This is a genomic window from Sphingomonas sp. YR710, from assembly GCF_900101455.1.
Lineage (GTDB): Bacteria > Pseudomonadota > Alphaproteobacteria > Sphingomonadales > Sphingomonadaceae > Rhizorhabdus.
Genome location: NZ_FMZJ01000016.1, coordinates 1 through 19,057 on the forward strand (window position 1 = coordinate 1; position 19,057 = coordinate 19,057).

At 63.0% G+C, this 19,057-nt stretch carries 13 protein-coding genes; 8 read left to right on the forward strand and 5 right to left on the reverse strand.

The window, feature by feature from the left end:
* The coding region (locus BLS13_RS16590; RefSeq protein ID WP_176943641.1) for a transposase at positions 1-242 on the forward strand (242 nt) is incomplete at its 5' end.
* 301 nt (positions 243-543) lie between these two features.
* Here the strand turns inward: BLS13_RS16590 and BLS13_RS16595 are convergent.
* From BLS13_RS16595 to secB, 4 genes are all read right to left on the reverse strand, one after another.
* Positions 544-3,099 (reverse strand): TonB-dependent receptor, encoded by a 2,556-nt coding sequence (locus BLS13_RS16595; RefSeq protein WP_176943642.1) that lies wholly within the window; start codon positions 3,097-3,099, stop codon positions 544-546.
* A gap of 386 nt (positions 3,100-3,485) precedes the next feature.
* Positions 3,486-4,478 carry a tryptophan--tRNA ligase gene (gene trpS / locus BLS13_RS16600; RefSeq protein WP_093453800.1) on the reverse strand — a complete coding sequence of 331 codons (993 nt, stop codon included), beginning with the start codon at positions 4,476-4,478 and terminating at the stop codon, positions 3,486-3,488.
* A 59-nt stretch (positions 4,479-4,537) separates the two neighbouring features.
* Positions 4,538-6,100, reverse strand: a complete 1,563-nt coding sequence (gene murJ / locus BLS13_RS16605) for a murein biosynthesis integral membrane protein MurJ (protein ID WP_093453802.1) — start codon at positions 6,098-6,100, stop codon at positions 4,538-4,540.
* 53 nt (positions 6,101-6,153) lie between these two features.
* Positions 6,154-6,654 (reverse strand): protein-export chaperone SecB, encoded by a 501-nt coding sequence (secB, locus tag BLS13_RS16610; protein ID WP_037523320.1) that lies wholly within the window; start codon positions 6,652-6,654, stop codon positions 6,154-6,156.
* A 187-nt stretch (positions 6,655-6,841) separates the two neighbouring features.
* On the opposite strand from secB, the gene BLS13_RS16615 reads away from it, so the two are divergent.
* The 5 genes from BLS13_RS16615 (at position 6,842) to BLS13_RS16635 (ending at position 15,461) form a co-directional block, all read left to right on the forward strand.
* Positions 6,842-7,492 carry a Tim44/TimA family putative adaptor protein gene (locus tag BLS13_RS16615; protein ID WP_143011991.1) on the forward strand — a complete coding sequence of 217 codons (651 nt, stop codon included), beginning with the start codon at positions 6,842-6,844 and terminating at the stop codon, positions 7,490-7,492.
* A 26-nt stretch (positions 7,493-7,518) separates the two neighbouring features.
* A complete protein-coding gene (locus tag BLS13_RS16620) occupies positions 7,519-8,730 on the forward strand; it encodes a murein transglycosylase A (protein WP_093453805.1) in 1,212 nt (403 codons plus the stop codon).
* The gene (locus BLS13_RS16625) at positions 8,705-9,283 is read left to right on the forward strand and encodes a Smr/MutS family protein (protein ID WP_093453806.1); all 579 of its coding nucleotides are present in this window, start codon (positions 8,705-8,707) and stop codon (positions 9,281-9,283) included. The genes BLS13_RS16620 and BLS13_RS16625 overlap by 26 nt, the downstream gene beginning before the upstream one ends.
* 166 nt (positions 9,284-9,449) lie before the next feature.
* Positions 9,450-12,227, forward strand: coding sequence for a TonB-dependent receptor plug domain-containing protein (locus BLS13_RS16630; protein ID WP_093453808.1), 2,778 nt, complete (start codon positions 9,450-9,452; stop codon positions 12,225-12,227).
* A gap of 90 nt (positions 12,228-12,317) precedes the next feature.
* Positions 12,318-15,461 carry an amidohydrolase family protein gene (locus tag BLS13_RS16635; protein ID WP_093453809.1) on the forward strand — a complete coding sequence of 1,048 codons (3,144 nt, stop codon included), beginning with the start codon at positions 12,318-12,320 and terminating at the stop codon, positions 15,459-15,461.
* A gap of 106 nt (positions 15,462-15,567) precedes the next feature.
* Here BLS13_RS16635 and BLS13_RS16640 read toward each other — a convergent pair whose 3' ends face one another.
* On the reverse strand, positions 15,568-17,112 hold the full coding sequence (locus tag BLS13_RS16640) for an adenosine deaminase family protein (RefSeq protein ID WP_256325936.1): 1,545 nt from the start codon (positions 17,110-17,112) through the stop codon (positions 15,568-15,570).
* 122 nt (positions 17,113-17,234) lie between these two features.
* Between BLS13_RS16640 and BLS13_RS16645 the strand changes: the two genes are divergently transcribed.
* Together BLS13_RS16645 and BLS13_RS16650 are read left to right on the forward strand one after the other, a co-directional pair.
* On the forward strand, positions 17,235-17,435 hold the full coding sequence (locus BLS13_RS16645; protein WP_093453811.1) for an AtzG-like protein: 201 nt from the start codon (positions 17,235-17,237) through the stop codon (positions 17,433-17,435).
* Positions 17,432-18,802: an AtzE family amidohydrolase gene (locus tag BLS13_RS16650; RefSeq protein ID WP_093453812.1), complete on the forward strand. Its 1,371-nt coding sequence runs from the start codon at positions 17,432-17,434 to the stop codon at positions 18,800-18,802. The genes BLS13_RS16645 and BLS13_RS16650 overlap by 4 nt, the downstream gene beginning before the upstream one ends.
* The last annotated feature ends 255 nt before the right edge of the window (positions 18,803-19,057 follow it).

Genomic DNA, 19,057 nt, shown 5'->3' on the forward strand with positions numbered 1-19,057 from the left:
ACAAGGGCAGCCGCGTGCGCAAGCTGCTCAAGGCCTCAGGCATCAGGCTGTTCTTCCTGCCGCCCTACTCGCCAGATCTGAACCCCATCGAAGAGGTGTTCTCCAAACTCAAACGGCTGCTGCGCAAGGCCAACGAGCGAACCGTCGAGGCTACATGGAAACGTATCGGCAAACTGCTCGATCACTTCCCTTCCGCTGAGTGTGCAAACTACATCCGCGGTGCGGGCTATGCGTCAATATGAATCAGAAAGACTCTAAGGGCTTTCATCGGGATGATGGACCTTTTTGCGCGGAGCGTCCCGCAAGGGAGTTCAACCTTGTTCACGCGATAGCACGGGGGTGAGATGAGGCTGGCCCGATTGCTTGATCCGTACCCGCCCACGTCGGTGCCATCGACGCGCAGGCTTTCTCAGCAGTCGGAAGAAATTGGCGCTGACTCCGCATTCGGAGCGCGAAAAAAACGGCGGCGGGATAGTCCGCCACCGTTGGCCCCGATCGGGGTAACCCGTGGCACATGGAAGTGCCACGGGTGATATCGCTTTCTTACTTCTGTCCGCCGAAGCGAACCCTTGCGCGCAGACCGTATGTACGGGGCGTGCCAAGGTAGCGAAGATCGAAGCCGAAGCTCGCAAACAGCGGCTGGATCAACGTGTAGGTAACCTGGTTCGTCGCGTTGGAAACGAACAGCGAGATGTCCAGCGGATTGCCGCCAACGTCATGCCAATCGAGGTTGAGATCGAGCTGGCTGACCATCGAGGCATTGTCGACAGGCGTGTTTGCAACAAGATCAGCCTTGGCGGTTACGCACGCGGCATTGCATGAGGCCGACGGAGGCGTCAGGCGGAGAGCCGCGGCGGCGGTAGCGTTGGTGTCTGATGCTGCCGTAGAGAAGCTCGAACTGTACCGATAGGAAGCTGTGAACTGCAACTTTCCAGCTTTTTCGGGGATCGGCAAAGTGACGGTTCCCGAGACGTTTCCGCCGAATTTTGGAGTAAGCGGCAACGGGTCGCCCAGCGCGGCCGGGTTCAGTCGGTTGTTAAAATTGGCAATATAGGGCGTGATGTCGATGTTGATCTTATCGACTCTCGACTTAACGTACGTTCCCGAGAAATCGAGGCGGAACCAATTGGACGGCCGTAGCGATCCATCGAAATCGAAGCCGTAGCTATGCGCTTTACCCGCGTTGAAGACGGACGTGGCGGAGCCGCCGGCCGGGCAGACAGGGTTGGTGCAGTTCAGCCCGACGAGGAGCTGTGTGTCCTTCAGCTTCGAATAGAAACCGGCGATGTTGAAATTGCCAGGCACCATGCCATGGAAGCTGGTCTTCGCACCGCCTTCGAAGCTGTCCACGGTTTCCGGGTCGTATGTCGACTTGGCGCCAACCGCGGCTGGAGCGGCTGAGCCCTGGCGATAGCCGCGCGAATAAGTGGCGTAAATCATCGCATCTTCAATAGGCTTGTACGACGCGTTCATTGTCCAGGTCGGGCGCTTGCTGGATGTGCGAAGCACATCGCTGCCGACCGTGCAGTTGGCATAAGTCGCATAGGGGACCTGGCAGCCTACGATCGTCGCCCCGACGAAAAGGGCTGCGGGGTTGGCGGGATCCTGGACGAACTTTGCCAGCGGACCGTATGCAGTGCCCCGCGTCCGATCATAGTTGATACGAATACCGCCGGTCAGCTTCAGCTTATCGGTGACTGCATAGGTAGCCTGCGTATAGGCCGCCATATTGATGTATTCGATCGTATAGCTGCTGGGATTGACGGTATTGACCGGGCTCAGTCTCAGGCACCGCATTGATGACAGCCCTTCGTAGGGCCCCACCTGACAGACTGCGCCGACACCGATCGACTCTGAAATTGTCCGAGCGCCCGGCGTGCTATGTTCGAAGTAAAGGCCGCCCTGATACTGAAGTTTACCGTCAAAGGCAAAGCCCTGACCCTGAAACTCTTCGACAAAGGTGCGCTGGTTGTTCCCGTAGGTTCCATCCCCGTTAAATGCCTGTGCTGTCGACAGATAGGAAGGCACGCCAGCAGCCGTCAGCTGAAAGTTGGTCCCGAAGACACTCTGCCGCAAGCCTTGTTTGAACGTGGCGTAGGACAGGATGTTCTTGATCGTCAGATTGTCAGCGACGGCCCATTTGGTGATGTTGATCAGCTGCAACTGCTTGGTCAGCGACTGCGGATTACTCAACGTCTGCTCAACCTGATACGGATCGCCGTTCGCAACGAGCCGGTTGATCTGTGGTTGTGCCAGCGCGCCGAACGATGTGTTGGGATTGGCCCGGTAAAGCTGAGGCTGGGAACCGATGTGATCCGAATTGAGGTAGGATATGATCGTGTAGCTCTCAATATCGGGCGTGACGTCGAGAACGAGGCTACCGCGCAGTGCGGTATAGTCGGTATCACTGAACCTTCTCGGTCCGATTCCCGAAATGTTATGAAGATAGCCGTCACGCACCTGATGATCGACGCCAAGCCTCACCCGCGCCCAGGATGTCAGCGGTGCATTTACCACGGCCTGAATGCGGCGCATGCCGAAATTGCCGGCAGAGCCCTCGACATAGCCTTCGAAACGGTTAGTCGGCTTCCTTGGCGTCAGCAGCACGTCGCCGCCGGTGGTGTTGCGTCCGAACAGCGTACCCTGCGGCCCCTTCAAAACCTGCACGTTCTGCAGATCGAAAAGGCTGCCCGGTCCGGCGCCATCACCGCCAGGAAACGATCCGGCGCCGCCGCGCGGCGCCACGACTTCAGCGAAGAACGTGCCCACCGTGGACGTCGTCCGCAATGCCTGCGAAAATCCGCGGATCGAGAAAGCATTGGTTTCGGACGAGTAACGCGATTCGACGTTCAGGCCGGGAATGATCTTTGCCAGATCGTCAGCACCAACGATGTTCGCTCTGTTCAACTGGTCCTGATTGACGACTGCGACCGAGATCGGCACGTCCTGAAGCCGTTCCTCGATGCGTCTCGCGGTGACGATGATCTCTACATCCGAAGCTGAAGCGGCCGGTGCGTCCGCCGCCTGCGCCTGGCCGCTTGCGAGAAATGGCAATGCTACCGACGCGAAAAGCATCGCGCGCAAAGGTACCCGAATCATAAGGCTGTATCCTCTTCCCAAACCATGTTTTCGCGGATGCTCTTTCGGCATCCGTCAACGCTTATAGTTCCAGCTATATGGGGCTGGCACAAGCTATTTCTTCAAAAATGAAAAAGGGATCAAATCGAGAAAATGTATTTTAAGTTCAATGTGATAGGTAGATAAACCGGTCGCATTGCTTTTGATTGGGGTAGAAATGAGCTGTGCGCCGCGACGTCGGGCAATTAGCCAATTCGATCACGCTACCGAATTATTGCCGGTTTCCCGCAATTTTTGCGTATTTCAATGGGCTAAATGGGCGTCCGATTCGCCCGCTCCACCGGCTGAAATAGTCTCGTCCACAGCGTGAAAATCCAATCGCCCGCCCAAACCAATCATGAGCGCCGTTACAGCCCCATCGCCTGATACGCCCCCGCCAGCGTCGGCGCTGCCAGCGCGCGGGCCTTTTCGGCGCCCTTCAGCAGGATCGCATCCAGCTCAAGCGGGTCCTGCTTAAGTGCAACCAGCCGCTTCGAGATGGGCCGCAGTTTCTCCACCAGCAATTCGCCGAGTGCCGGTTTGAACTGGCCGAAGCCTTGCCCCGCGAACCGCGCCAGCACCCCGGCCGGCGTCTCGTCGGTCATGCCCGCATAGATGCCGATCAGGTTGCGAGCCTCCGGCCGACCTTCCAGGCCCTCCATCGTCTCGGGCAGCGGATCCGGATCAGTCTTGGCCTTGCGGATCTTGCTCATGATCGTGTCGGCATCGTCGGTCAGGTTGATGCGGCTCATGTCGGATGGATCGGACTTGGACATTTTCGCAGTACCCTCGCGCAGCGACATCACGCGCGCGGCCGGGCCGCCGATGATCGGTTCGGGCAAGGTGAACAAATTGACACCGAAATCGGCGTTGAACTTGGTGGCGATGTCGCGTGCCAGTTCGAGATGCTGCTTCTGATCTTCGCCCACCGGCACATGGGTGGCGTTGTATAGCAGCACATCGGCCGCCTGCAGCACTGGATAGGCATAGAGACCGATCGAGGCACCCTCGCGATTCTTCCCTGATTTTTCCTTGAACTGGGTCATCCGGTTCAGCCAGCCGATCCGCGCGGTGCCGTTCAGCAGCCAGCACAATTCGACATGTGCGGGCACTTGGCGCTGGCGGAACAATGTTGCCTTGTCGGGATCGATTCCGCACGCGATCAAAGCCGCCGCCATTTCGCGGATGTTTGCGGTCAGCAGCGCCGGATCATTGTGCACGGTAATCGCGTGCAGATCGGCCAGGAAGAACAGGCACTCGCCCTCGTCCTGCATTTTTACCCAGCGGCGGATAGCCCCGAGATAATTGCCCAGGTGAAGGTTGCCGGTGGGCTGGATGCCCGAAACTGTGCGCTTTGTCATGGTGGCGGGCTTTTGCGGCGCGCCGCGGGGAAGGTCAAGCGATCGGGTGGAGGCCCCGATCAGCGCTTCCTGCGGAGTTGGGCTTTCAGGTCGCTCAGCCGATAGGCGCCCAGCCCGAAAACTGCCCCGAAATAGACTGTCGCTCCAGCGCCGATCATCACCGAGAGCGCTATTATGCGTGCAATCAGGCTCCTGCCGGTCCAGGGGGCGACCAGCGGGTTGATCGCCAGTAGCAGCGCCGCCATCGCCACCGTCGCCGCCATCAACCGCACGCTCGTCCGCCGCAGACGATCATCGACCGAGAAATGGTCGCGGCGGCGGAGCGTCCAGTATAACAGGATCGCGTTGACCCAGGCCGAGATGGCCGTCGACAGCGCGAGCCCGACATGGGCCATCGGCCAGATCAGGATCAGGTTGAGCACGAGGTTCACCACCATCGCGAGCACGGCGATGCGGACCGGCGTGCGCGTATCGGCGCGGGCATAGAAGCCGGGGGTCAGCACCTTGATCAGCACATAGGCCGGCAGGCCCAGCGAGAAGGCCGCCAGTGCCTGTGCGCTGGCAATCGTATCGTGATGATCGAACACGCCGTGCTGGAGCAATGCGCGGATCAGCGGCGTCGCCGACACCATCAGCGCGGCCGTGGCGGGCAAAGTCAACAACAGCACGAGCTCGATCGCGCGGTTCTGCGTATCGAGCGCGGCCTGATGATTGCCGCTGCCAATCTGTCGCGACAGGCTGGGGAGCATCGCGGTGCCTACGCCGATGCCGATCAGGCCGAGCGGTAGCTGGTTCAGCCGATCTGCATAATAAAGATAGGATACCGATCCCTGCGGCAGGAAGCGTGCGGCCAGGGTCGTGGAGATCAGCAGGTTGAACTGGACGGCGCCCGCGCCGAGCGCGGCGGGCCCGATCAGTTTGAGCAATTCCTTCACTTGCGGATTGAGCCGCGGCAGGCGGATCCGAAGGACGACGCCGGCTCGTCGACAAGCCCAGACCAGCCATAGCAGCTGCATCGCGCCGGACACGGTGACGGCGATCGCCTGGGTTCGCGCGGTTTCGACATCGCTATGGCCGCGAAAGAAGAGCAATCCGACGATCAGGCAGATGTTGAGCAAAACCGGCGCCGCGGCATTCACCCAGAAGCGGTTGAGCGAATTGAGGATTCCGCCGAGCAGCGACACTAGCGAGATCAGCATCAGATACGGGAAGGTGATGCGCGTATAGGTGGTGGCCAGGGCCAGCTTTTCGGGCCCGCCATCTGGAAAGCCACCGGTCATCGCCCAGACGATCGGCCCGGCCGCGGCAATCATGACGATGGTGAAGACGATCAGCAGCGGGAGCAGCACCGCCAACACCTGCTCGGCAAAGCGCAATCCAGCGGCCAGCCCACCCTCATCCTGCGCCACCGTGCGGTTGAACATCGGCACGAAGGCCGCTGAGAAGGCGCCCTCTGCAAACAAGGCGCGAAACAGGTTGGGCAGCCGCCACGCGATCAGGAAGGCATCAGATGCGAATCCCGCGCCGACAAAGCGCGCCATCAGCATGTCGCGCACGAAGCCGAGCACGCGGCTGACGAGGGTCAGGCCGCCGATTGTGGCGCTGGCGCGAAAGAGGCTCATCGCGAGATCATTGCCGCCCCGGGAGGAGCCCAGGGCGGTTCATCACCCTGTTATCAGGCTTCGCCGGCTGGCTGGGCATTGGCGAGTTCGCTCTGCTGTTCGACCTGCGCCATGTAAAGCGCGCCGAAATCGATCGGTTCGAGCAGCAGCGGCGCAAAATTGCCGTCGCGGATCGCGTCGGAGACGACGCGGCGGGCGAACGGGAACAGCAGCCGCGGTGCTTCTGCCAGCAGAAATGGCGCGAGATGCTCGTCCGGCACATTGCGGATTCCGAACAGGCCGGCATAGAGCAATTCGACGGCGTAGCCCGTCACGTCGCCCATCGTCGCAGTGACTTCGATCTTCAGCGCGACTTCGTGCACGTCATCGCCAATCGGATTGGTCCCGATATTGAACTGAACGTCGATCTTCGGCTGCTCCGGCGCCTGATAGATCATCGGAGCGTTGGGATTTTCGAATGATAGGTCTTTGACATATTGGGCAATCATCGCGACCTGGGGCATATTGTCTTCCCCATTCGACATGGTTGCGGGTGCGCCCTGATCTTCGGTCATTATGCGTGAATCCTGTTATCTTTGCATGGCGGGGGCCAGCCCCCGATATCAGCGCCCGCGCCTAGCAGGCAGGGCAGGGCAGGGCAATGGGGCCGATATGGGGCGAATTCGGGCTCATCGCGCGCGCCATTTGAAAGTTGGGCGACAAGCTCCTATGTTACGATAATATTGGCGTATGGGAGGTCTGGTGACCACAGTTGTAATCCTCGCGATGGTGTTTCTGTTCGTGGCGTTCCGCCTGTGGAGCGTGCTCGGCCGTCGCACCGGCCACGAGCAGACCATAGCGCGACCCGCCGAAGCCGCATCTGCGCCACTTTCGCCAGGCCGTTCTATCCCTGATGCCTCACCGGTTCCCAATCCCGTGCGGCCTGCCGTCGTCGAGCCACGCGCCGAAACTGGCATCCGTGCGATCATCGCCGCCGATTCGTCGTTCGACGCGGCCCAGTTCATCGATGGTGCCCGCTCGGCCTATCGGATGATTCTCGAAGCCTTCTGGCGGGGCGATGAAGTCGCGCTCAAGCGTTTGACCGATGAGTCCGTCTATGCCGCCTTCGCCGGCGCGATCGAGGCGCGCAAGGCCGCAGGCGAGGTTCTGGACAACCGGCTGGTGACGATCGAACATGCCGTGATCGAACAGGCCCAACTCAATGGCCGCATGGCGAGCGTGACGGTGCGGTTCGATGCCGATATCGCCGCGGTGACCCGCAATGTCGCGGGTGATGTGCTCGCCGGGTCGCTGAGCGATGCCGTGCCCACCCATGACGTATGGACCTTCGGCCGCGAAGTGCGATCGGCCGATCCCAACTGGCTGCTGATCGAAACCGACGAGGCCGCGTGATCCGGGCCCTATCGGGCATCGCGGCTATGGCGATGCTGTCCGCCTGCGCATCGATCGTGCCGACACCAGGAGCGGAGCATGCGCCGCCGTCCGTTCGCGATCGGCCCGTGCCACCGCCGGTTGCGCAAGCCCCGCCCGCGACAACCGGTAAGCCTGTCAATGCTTTAGCCAGCGGCGTTCAGGCCGGCCCTCCGATCGAAACGCTAGCAATACCCGCAGGATCGGCAGGTGCGGCTTTGACGGCATTCCGCCTGTCTTGCCCCGCGCTCCAGAAGCGCAGCGATGCCAGCGGCCTTACCCAGTCGGGCGACTGGACCACCGTTTGCGCATCAGCCGCGAACTGGCCGGATGGCGACGCGACGCGGTTCTTCGCGACCCAGCTGGTCGCTGTAAAGATCGGCACGGGCCAGGCCTTTGCAACCGGCTATTACGAGCCCGAGATTTCGGGCTCGCGCGCGCAGCAGCCGGGCTATGACACGCCGGTCTATCGCCGCCCCCCCGATCTCGTCGAAGGCGATCTCGGCGATTTCTATACCGATCTGAAGGGCCGCAAGATTCGCGGCCGCGTCCAGGACGGAAAATTGCTGCCCTATCCCGATCGGGGTGCGATTGAGGACGGCGCCTTGAAGAGCAAGAATCTCGAAATAGCCTGGGCGGCCGATCCGATCGAATTCTTCTTCCTGCAGGTGCAGGGCTCCGGCCGCCTGAAACTGCCCGATGGTTCGGTGATGCGGATCGGCTATGATGGGCAGAATGGCGGCCAATATGTCGGGATCGGCGCCTTGATGCGCGATCGCGGGCTGCTTGGCCCCGGCGAGCTTTCGATGCAGGGCGTAATGGCCTGGCTGCGCGCCCACCCTGCCGAGGGCGACGCGATCATGCGCGAGAATAAGAGCTTCGTCTTCTTCCGCGAACTGAAGGGCGCGGGACCGATTGGGGCGCTGGGCGTGGCGGTGGCTGGGCGTGTGACCGTGGCGGCCGATCCGGCATTTGTGCCGCTGGGAGCGCCCGTGGTGCTGTCGCTCGACCGAGCCGAGGCATCTGGCCTGTGGATCGCGCAGGATACGGGCGGTGCCATCAAGGGGCCGAACCGTTTCGACACCTTTTGGGGTGCGGGTGACGACGCAAGGCGGATCGCCGGCGGGATGAGCGGGCGCGGGCAGGCATGGCTGCTGTTGCCAAAGTCCGCGGCGGCACGGCTGGGGACTGCCGATGGCGGGTCGTCGATCCGGTCCTGATCTTGACGCCGAGGGCGCCCTGCTGTGGCGCCGGGTGACGGAAACCGTTCGACCGATCCGCAAAGTCAGGGGCGCGCCGCGACCGTCGCCGGCCATCGTCGCACCCGCCATGCCCCCTGATCCGATCAGGAAGGCCAAGTCTAAGCCCACGCCCCCTCAGCCTGTCGCCGTGAGGGCGAATGCGCCCGCCAAGGCCGATACCCTCGACGGAGGTTGGGATCGGCGCCTGCGCAGGGGCGTTGCGGCACCCGATCGGACGATAGACCTCCACGGGCATACGCTTGCCAGCGCGCATCGCATGCTCGATCGCGAACTCGATGACGCGATCCTCGATGGCGTTCGAATATTGTTGGTGATCACCGGACGCCCTCCGCGCGCAGACGATCGCGGTGCGGATGGCCGGCCCAAGCGCGGGCTGATCCGCGCGACGATCGGCGACTGGTTGGGTTCGTCGCGACATTCCGGCCGTATCGCCGCTGTCCGCAATGCACATCCTCGGCACGGCGGGGAGGGCGCGCTCTACATAATATTGAGACGAACCCGCGAGGGCTGACTGTCGTCTCAAATATTGCGATGCAGCATGCGTTGGGAAACATTGCATGCATGAGCGTACAATCATCGCTGTGGTGCAATATTTTCGTAACCTATAGCGGGTTGCGCGTTCCTGTCCGTTTTTATCCCTAGGAAGCCAGAGTTCGTGGCGAGAATAGGGGATCACCATGCGAACGATGCGATTGAAGGTCTGTCTGACCGCGTTGACGATTGGCTTGAGTGCGGCCGGAGCGGTCGCGGCCCCGCCGGCACCTGTTGCGTCGCAAAAAATGGCATTCGACATTCCGGCACAGCCGCTCAAGGATGCCCTGTACGCGCTGTCGGTCCAATCGGGGCTGCGCATTCTGTTTCCCTATGACGATATTGCCGGGATGCGATCGCGTGCCGTGCGCGGCCATATGGCGCCGGAACGGGTGCTGGCGAAATTGATCGAGGGAACGCCGCTGCGGCTGGCAATGTCCCGTGATGGCATGGTTGCCTTGTCGTCGACCCTGCCGCGGAGGGCCGAGCAACGCCGCCCGGGAATCGTCCAGATTGCGCAGGCATCGATGTCGACGCCGGAAAGCGACGCGACGCTGATGGCGATGGCGCAGACGCCCGCAAAGGCGCAGGCGCCGGCTGAATTACCGTCTGAAATCATTGTGACCGGAACGCGTCAGGTGACACGTACGGTGGCGGAAAGCCTGGCGCCGATCGATGTCTTTTCGGCCAAGGACCTCCAGACCAGCGGTAAGCAATCGGTGCGCGATCTGCTCGGCACATTGATGCCGTCAATCAACGTGTCGAACAGCGGTGCAGGGGCCAGTTTCGCGGTCAAGACCCTGTCACTGCGCGGTCTGGGTGGAGATCAGTTGCTGGTGCTGGTCAACGGCAAGCGCCGCCACAACACCGCGACTTTGTTCATCAACGGCACCACCCAGAACGGGCAGTCGCCGCCCGATCTCGATCTCATTCCATCGAACAGTATCGCCAGGATCGAGGTGCTGCGCGATGGCGCCTCGGCGCAATATGGATCGGATGCGATTGCCGGTGTCGTCAACATCATCATGAAGAGCGATCTTTCGGGCGGCGCGTCGGTGCTCGGCGGCGGCACGTGGGATGGCGGCGGCACGCAGGGGCGCTTTCAGGTCGATCATGGTTTCGCCTTCGGCAATGGTGGCCAGATTCACCTGTCGGCGGACGGCGCGTTGCAGGGCCGCACGTTCCGCAGCGCCCCCAACCCGGCCCAATATTATTTCAACATCGCGCCAGGCGTTCGCGACCCGCGCGAACTGACCGTCGATCGCAATCGCAACAAGGGCGGGCAACCCGAATCTTACGGTATCAATCTCGGTTATGACGCGACTTTGCCGGTCGGCAATCTCGAACTTTACAGCTTCGGCACCTTTTCGAAACGACACACCGACGCCTGGCTTACTTATCGCGTCCCGATGGCAACCAACAATATCATCGAGGTCTATCCGGAAGGCTATAGCCCGCATCTGCATGTCCACGATCTCGATTATCAGGTCGCGGCCGGTCTCCGCGGGGATATCCCGATGGGCTTCCACATGGATCTGAGCACAACCTATGCGTCTGATCAGGCCAAATATGTCGAGACGACCGCGCTCAACGCATCGCTCGGCCCGAACAGCCCGACTACTTTCTACATCGGCAAGGTCCGGGCGACCGAGTGGACCAGCAACCTTGACCTCCACAAGGACGTCGAACTTGGCCTTGTCGAGCCATTGTCATTTGCGCTTGGGGCCGAATATCGCCGGAATAGCTACACGATCGGTGCGGGCGAGCCTGCGTCCTACATCGATGGGGGCTATCGATCGCTGACCGGGCCGCTGGCCGGCGTGCTGCGAACGTCGGGATCGCAGGGTGTGACCGGCTTTCCGCCGTCGGCCGCGGGCACCTTCTCGCGGCATAGCTGGAGCGCCTATCTGAATCTCGAACAGAAGCTGATCGACGGCGTCGAAGTCGCGCTGGCCGGGCGGCACGAGGATTATTCGGACTTCGGCACCACCAATACCGGCAAGGCCTCGATCCGCATCGAGCCCATCACCGGCGTGGCGCTGCGCGGTACCGCCAGCACAGGTTTCCGCGCGCCGACGCTCCAGCAGCAGCATTATGCATCGGCGAGCACGATCAACGTCGGTGGTGTGCTGTTGCCCGTGCAGGCACTGCCGGTCGACAGTCCTGCGGCGGTCGCGCTGGGGGCGACCCCGCTCAAGGCCGAAAAGTCGGTCAACTATTCGGCGGGCCTGGTGCTCACGCCGGTCCGTCGCCTCAACATCACGATCGATGCCTATCAGGTGAAGATCACCAACCGCATCCTGCTGAGCGAGACATTGCAGGGCCCGCTGGTGATCAGCGTGCTGCGCGCGGCAGGAATCACGGCGTCGGCTGGCGGCTTCTATTTCTCCAACGCTGCCGATACGCGGACGCGCGGCCTGGATATCGTGGGCACCTACAAGGCGGAGCTTGGCGATTTGGGCATGGCCAATTTCACCCTGTCGGCCAACTTCAACAAGACGGTCTTCACGCACGTCGATTCGCCGCCGGCGGCACTCGCCGGACTGGTGCTCATCGGGCGCAGCAAGCAGGGCGATTTCACCAAGGGCACGCCGCGCAACAAGCTGATTGCCAACGTCAACTGGGTGAAGGGCGCGGTTTCACTGAACCTGCGCGCGACACGCTATGGCAAAGTCGTTCAGGTCCACCCGACCGATCCCACGCTCGATGCTGCGATCGATCCCAAGGTGATCTTCGATGTCGAGGCGGGGGTAGATCTGACCAAGGGGATCAAGGTGTCGGCCGGCGCGAACAACCTGTTCAATATCTACCCGAACAAATTGGTGACCGCGCTGCAGGGCAATGGCTTCTCGCTCTACAATCAATATTCGCCCTACGGGACGAGTGGCGGCTTTTATTACGGCAAGCTGAGCTTCACTTTCTAACTTGCTTCGTCCTTGTTCGGCACTCCCGCTTTCGCGGGATTGACGAAGGGGAACAGCGAAAGGGCGTCACTTTGAAAAGCGGGGCATTTCATGGCCGATCTTGAAATCAGTCGGCGCGGCGCCCTCGCTCTGGGCGGTGTCGGTCTGCTCACGGCGGGCGGCGGTGCTTCGCTCGGCAAGAGCGGCGCCGGCCGGCCGTCACCTTCGACGGAAATTCTGGTCGACGTTATCGAAGCGACCAATGTGGCGCTCGCGGTGTCGCCCGATGGCCAGACCATCGCTTTCGATCTGCTCGGCATATTGTGGACGATGCCGATTACCGGTGGCACGCCGAAGCGGCTGACCGGCGATTTCGACGATCTCGGCCAGCCCGACTGGTCACCAGATGGCAAGAGGATCGCCTTCCAATCCTATCGCAGCGGCAATTTCCACCTCTGGTCGGTTGCAGCCGACGGATCGGATCTGCAGCCGCATACGGCGGGCACCAACGATCATCGCGAACCGCGCTTCTCGCCGGACGGTCGCACCCTGGCTTTTTCATCGGATCGCAGCGAAGGCCGTTATGCGATCCACCTGCTCGATTTCGCCACCGGGCAGATCAGGCTGGTCTCCCACGGCAAGTCGCAGGATTCGGAGCCGACCTGGTCGCCCGATGGCAAGAAACTGGCTTATGTCGCGGACGGCACCCGGTTGATGGTGATCGATCTGGCCACGAACATGGCCGCGCAAATGGCATCGGTTCCACCCTCGGGCGATCGGTTCCGGCCGTCCGAACTGAAGGCGCCGAGTTTCGCGCCCGATGGGTCGATCGCTTATGTCCGGGTCGATGCCGGCGGAGTCACTTTGGTGCGTTCGGGCAAGGATATCGTGGCGGGGGAGGATTTCTATCCGTTCCGGCCCGCCTGGCTGGCCGATGGCGGTTTCTTCTACGGTGCGACCGGCAAGATCTGGCGGCGTGCGGCCGATGGGACGGCCACCCCCGTGCCGTTCAGCATGAAGGTGCCGGTATCGCGTCCCAATTACGTCAAGAAGCGGCGCGATTTCGATTCCAGCGTAGCGAAACCTGTGGTTGGTATCGGCGCGCCAGTGCTGTCGCCCGACGGCAAAAATATCGCCTTTCGCGCGCTCAACGATATCTGGCTGCTGCCCATCGGCGGTGCGCCGTCGCGGCTGATCGCCGGGCCGGCCTATAAATGTGATCCGGCTTGGTCGCCGGACGGTGCGACGCTCGCTTATTCGTGCGATCGCGGCGGTACGCTCGATCTATGGCTGCGCGACATGGCGACGGGCAAGGACCGCCAGCTCACCAATTTGAAGGATGCGGCGGCTGTCTCGGGCGCCTGGTCGCAGGACGGCAAGCTGATCGCCTTCCTCAATCAGGAAGGTGCGCTGCACACCGTGGAGGTCGCCACCGGTGCGGTCCAGAAAATCTATGATCCGCTGTGGGAGCCGGGCAAGCCGAGCTTTGGTCCCGGCGGCCGCTGCATCGCGATGGCGGCGTTCAAGCCGACGGCGGCGCGCTACCGCGAAGGCTTGAGCGAAATCCTGACGATCGATCGCGGCACCGGCAAGGGGATCTACGCGCCGGTCGCGCCCGGCAAGTCGCTGGGCACGCGCGGCGACGACGGGCCGGTCTGGTCGCCCGACGGCAAGAGCATGGCGTTCGTCTTCGCGAGCACTTTGTGGGTCGCGCCGGTCGACGAGACCGGCGCTTTTACCGGCTCACCGCGCAAGATCACCAGTGAGACCAGCGACGCGGTCAGCTGGAGCGGGGATTCGCGGACCTTGCTCTATCTGTCGAACGGCAAATTGCGCCTCGTTTCGGCAAGCGGCGGTGCGTCAAAAACGGTGCCCTGCGCAATCACATGGGCCAATAACCGGCCGACGGCGCGAACGATCGTGCGGACGAGCCGGCTGTGGGATAGCAGCGCGCCGGTTTACAAACCCGATGTCGACGTGATCATCGATGGCAACCGCATCGTTGGAGTGGCCGCGCATGGCGGCACGCCGCCGACGGACGCCAATGCGAAATTCATCGACGGTTCGGGCCTGACGATGCTGCCGGGCCTGATCGACATGCATACCCATCGCCAGATGCAGGGCTATGGCTATGGCGATCGCATGGGGCGGCTGTGGCTGGCGATGGGCGTCACGGCGACGCGCTCGCCGGGCTGCCCGGCTTATCATATGGTCGAGGATCGCGAATCGATCGATTCCGGCGCCCGTATCGGCGCGCGCCACTTCGCGACCGGCGAGGCGATCGATGGTTCGCGCATCTTCTACAATTTCATGCGCCCCGTCACCGAGCCGGGGCAGATGGCGCTCGAACTCGCACGCGCCGAGGCGCTCTCCTACGACATGATCAAGACCTATGTGCGGCTGCGCCACGCCGATCAGGCGGCGGTGACGGCGCAGGCGCACAAGATGGGCATGCATGTCAGCTCGCATTACCATTATCCGGCTTTGCACAGCGGGGTCGATTGCATGGAGCATCTCGGCGCCACCAATCGCTACGGCTATTCGCGCACGATCACGTCGCTGGGCGCCGGCTATCAGGATGTGACCGGGCTGTTCGCGGCGGCGAAGGCCGGGCGTACCCCGACCCTGTTCAGCGCATCGGTGCTGCTCGGCGAGGACGATTCGCTGGTGCGCGACACGCGCATCCGCACGCTCTTCCCGCCATGGGATTATGCCAAGCTGCTCGCACGGATGAAGGCGATGCGCGATGCCGATCGGGTGCCGTTGCTGGCGTCGCTTCGCCGCAATGTCGACCAGATCAAGGCGACGATCGCGCAAGGCTGGCATGTCATTTCGGGCACCGACGCGCCGATCGATTTCGTCGCGGTCAGCCTGCATCTCAATTTGCGCGGGATGGTGAAATATGGCGTGTCCTGCCACGATGCCCTGCTCAGCGCGACGCGCCATTCGGGCGAATTTCTGGGCGAACCGATCGGGGCGGTCGCGCCCGGCATGCTCGCCGATCTGATCCTGGTCGACGGCGATCCGCTGACGAAGATCGAGGACGCCGCCGCCGTCCGCCAGGTGATGGTCAACGGCGTGATGCACACGCCCGAGGCGCTGATGGCCCCGTTCGCGGCCCGCGTGGCATCGGCGGTGCGCAACGAGGAGTTGGCGCCGATCGCCGCCGCTCATCAGCATTATTGGTGGCAGACGGCGGAATATGTCGAGAGCAGCCGGGCCGCCTGCTGCGCGGGGCATTCGGCGAAGGCGTGAATCTCCCCTCCCTGCAAGGGAGGGGAAGCGAGCGTCTCCGCCGGAACCGAAGCGCCGTCGGCGGCATCGAGCCACCTTCGTCGCTACCCACCCCTTGATCCCCTCCCTAGAAGGGAGGGGAGTTCTTGCTGCTTGCCGCCTCGAACGATGCAAAATCGCGCTCCAACTTCCATTGCAGCGTGGCGCGGGGGCTCGTGGCGAGGAAGGTGGTGCATGCGGGAGAGGCTCCGTTGGCGCAGGCCGGAACCCTGGCCCCGCCCGCTCGAGCAGCCCACAGACTCGGTCCCTGCACGAACGCATATTGCAGCCCGTCGCGCGCGATTTGCTTGAGGTCTGGATACCGCAGCCCCTGCTCGGTGACGGCGCGCAGATATTCGTTGGTCATGTCGCTGCGTGAGACGCCCTCGTCATCGGTCGACAGAACGACGGGAACTCCGGCGGCGCGGTAGAGCTTCAGCGGATGCTCCTTGCCCTTCACGCCCAGGATCACCGCATTGCTGGTGAGGTTGATCTCCACCGCGACATGATCGCTGGCCATGCGTCGGAGCAAAGCGGGGGCATCCGCCTCATACGCGATATCGACGCCATGGCCGATGCGTCGCGCCCCAGCCACCGTCACCGCATCATGAATGTGGAAGCGCAGGTCGCGTGGCGGCACCAGCCCCAAAGTGAGTTCGCCCGCATGGAGCGACATCGCGACATTGGGATGGCGGGCGTGCAGGAAGGCGATCATCCGCATATGCAGTGAATAGTCGCGCCGCGGCACCGGCTCATGTTCGGGGGCAACGATGTTTATGCCCACGAAGCGCGGATCGGCTTCGGCCAGCGCAAAGCCCAGCGCCAGTTGCGCGAACACCTGCGCAGGCGCCAGATTGCGCAGCGCCGAGACCAGATAGCGCGTCTCGACAGTGCAGGCCGGCGTCGGCGATGCACCACCGCAGCCTTCGATTGCTGCTGCATTTGCCTCGTCATGGTCCATGTCGGCGCGTGCCTTGGTGATCGCCGCCGGCATGCCCGGCGCGATCGACTTGGCCAGCGCTTCAAAATCGGTCGGATCGCTCACCGCCATGACGGCGGGCATGAGGTCAAGCATCGCGCGGGGCAGGGTCATCAGTTCGAGATAGCTGACACGATCATAAGCGGCCTGCTCGCGCGCCGCCGCGATCATCCTGCCACTATTGCCGCGCGACGCAGCGCCGAATGCGGCGAAGGTCGAGAAGAAGCGGTCGTGGCCGGGAATACGAGGGTCGCCGACACCATTTTCGAAGCCGCGCGTCGAAATCGCATCGATTACGCGCTCATAACGGGCTGCGTCGGCGGTAAGTCCGTGCGCGGGCACCCGGTTGGGCGCATCGCAGGGCGGCGGTACGATCGTGTCGGTATCGGTCGCTATGCACAGCCCCGCTTCGTCGGCCCAGGCCAGGAAATCCTCGGCATAGACCGATCCGCCGAGATGATTGTGGAGATCGCCGCCCTTGGGCATCGCTTGCAGAAATATCCGCAGCTGTGCGCTGTCGCTGGCGATGCGGTCGAGCGCAGCGGCCGTTCGTGCCTCGGCGCTCGGCGGGGCCTTGGCGATCGCATGGGCGGGCGCCAGCACGGCAAGTGTCAGCAAGGCGGCGGCAACGCGCATCGGAAAGTCCCCCTTCATCTTCTCGAATCCCCATAAACTGTTTGCGGCCGCAGCATGACGATCGCAAACCCAAATTTGCTTGAAAAGCCGCCACGGCTGGCGCACTAATTCAGTAATCACTTACTTCAAGGCGGGCTGTGATGGAAGCGGTGCAGCATGGTGGACGAGACGAGGCCGATTTGGCCGACGCGGCGTTCGCTGTCGGGGTCGCCGCGTCGATCGGAATCGACCTGCCGGAAGCATGCGTCGAGGGTGTTGTCGCCAATCTTGCGCTGCTGCGTGGGCATGCGGCGCGGATCGACGATTTCGCGTTGCCCGGCGATATCGGGATAGCGGGATGAGTGCGCGCGCGATCGCTGCCGATGTTCGGGCCGGCCGGCGGACGGCGCGTTCGTTGGCGGAGGCCGCTATCGCCGATATCGAGGCGCGTGACGGCGCCTATAACAGTGTCACCCGCCTGCTGATCGCCCGCGCCCATGCCGAGGCGGATGCGGTCGACGCGCAGATTGCCGATGGCTGCGATCCGGGGCCGCTCGCCGGTGTGCCTTATGGCGTCAAGGATTTGTTCGATGTCGCGGGCCTGCCGACCACAGCGGGCGCGGGTATGCGCGCCGATGCGTCGCCCGCGCTGGCGGACGCCGAGGCGGTCGAACGGATGCGCAAGGCGGGCGCCGTGCTCGTCGCCACGCTCAACATGGACGAATATGCTTATGGTTTCGCGACGATCAATGCGGCCCATGGCACGACTCGCAACCCGCATGATGTGACCCGCCTTGCCGGCGGATCGTCGGGCGGATCGGCGGCGGCGGTGGCGGCAGGGCTGCTGCCGATCACCTTGGGATCGGATACCAACGGATCGATCCGGGTGCCGGCGTCGCTCACCGGCATCTACGGGTTGAAGCCGAGTCATGGTAGGCTGCCGATGGCCGGCGTCTTTCCGTTTGCTGAAAGTTTCGACGATATCGGGCCATTCGCGACTAACGCCGACGATCTTCGCGCGGCATGGTCGGTGTTGGCCGGCGGTGCTGGTGACGCGGATGCCGGGTCGGTGCGGGTTGCACGGCTTGGCGGCTGGTTCCGCGATAATGCGATTCCCGAGATGCTCGATGGCGTCGATCGGGTCGCCGACGCGCTGGGCGGTGGCGCGATCATCGATCTGCCCGAGGTTGCGCGCGCGCGATCGGCGGCGTTCCTGATGACGGCGGCCGAAGGCGGCGCGCTGCACCTGCCCGAACTGCGCCGCCGTCCGCTGGCCTTCGACCCCGCGACCCGCGATCGGCTGATTGCCGGCGCGACCCTGCCGGCATCGGTCTATCTGCGCGCGCAGCAGTTTCAAAATTGGTTTGCGGCGCGGGTGAAGGCGCTGTTCGTGCACCATGACGTGCTGATCGCGCCTGCCGTTCCGGGCTTCGCACCGCCGATCGATGCGCCCACGATCGCGATCGACGGCAAGATGGTACCGGCGCGCGCGCATCTGGGCATCTATACGCAGCCTTTGAGCTTCGTCGGGTTGGCCGTGGTGACGGTGCCGCTGTTGCGTCCGGGGCTGTTGCCGCTTGGCGTGCAGCTGGTCGGCGCGCCGGGCAGTGAGGCGATGCTGCTGGCATTGGCGAGCCGGCTCGAGGCGGCCGGGGTTGCTGGCTTCACCGCGCCGGTCGCGCCTTGCTGGAAAGAGCCTGATCCGAGCTATGCGGAGCAGGACGCGTGAAGGGGCTTTCTAAAATTCCTCCCCGAGCAAACTCGGGGAGGTGGCAGCGCGAAGCGCTGACGGAGGGGCATGCGGAACGGCACCGCATACCGCTCCACCACCCGCTACGCGGGCGGTTCCTCTCCCCGAGCAAGCTCGGGGAGGAATTTCGGGGTGGCATTGCCAGCGGCCTGCCGGCTGTTAGGATGGCTGTATTCCCCGGGGGAACAGGGGGAGCGCTCATGGGAGGGGCAGGCGAACGAAAAGGGGGATTCG

Excerpts from the sequence above, each read along its gene's own strand:
- murJ (WP_093453802.1), bottom strand. The coding sequence starts at position 6,100 with ATGAGCCTCTTTCGCGCCAGCGCCACAATCGGCGGCCTGACCCTCGTC.
- BLS13_RS16640 (WP_256325936.1), bottom strand. The coding sequence starts at position 17,112 with ATGAAGGGGGACTTTCCGATGCGCGTTGCCGCCGCCTTGCTGACACTT.
- BLS13_RS16635 (WP_093453809.1), top strand. The coding sequence starts at position 12,318 with ATGGCCGATCTTGAAATCAGTCGGCGCGGCGCCCTCGCTCTGGGCGGT.
- BLS13_RS16645 (WP_093453811.1), top strand. The coding sequence starts at position 17,235 with ATGGAAGCGGTGCAGCATGGTGGACGAGACGAGGCCGATTTGGCCGAC.
- trpS (WP_093453800.1), bottom strand. The coding sequence starts at position 4,478 with ATGACAAAGCGCACAGTTTCGGGCATCCAGCCCACCGGCAACCTTCAC.
- BLS13_RS16650 (WP_093453812.1), top strand. The coding sequence starts at position 17,432 with ATGAGTGCGCGCGCGATCGCTGCCGATGTTCGGGCCGGCCGGCGGACG.
- BLS13_RS16620 (WP_093453805.1), top strand. The coding sequence starts at position 7,519 with ATGGCGATGCTGTCCGCCTGCGCATCGATCGTGCCGACACCAGGAGCG.
- BLS13_RS16630 (WP_093453808.1), top strand. The coding sequence starts at position 9,450 with ATGCGAACGATGCGATTGAAGGTCTGTCTGACCGCGTTGACGATTGGC.
- BLS13_RS16595 (WP_176943642.1), bottom strand. The coding sequence starts at position 3,099 with ATGATTCGGGTACCTTTGCGCGCGATGCTTTTCGCGTCGGTAGCATTG.
- secB (WP_037523320.1), bottom strand. The coding sequence starts at position 6,654 with ATGACCGAAGATCAGGGCGCACCCGCAACCATGTCGAATGGGGAAGAC.
- BLS13_RS16625 (WP_093453806.1), top strand. The coding sequence starts at position 8,705 with ATGGCGGGTCGTCGATCCGGTCCTGATCTTGACGCCGAGGGCGCCCTG.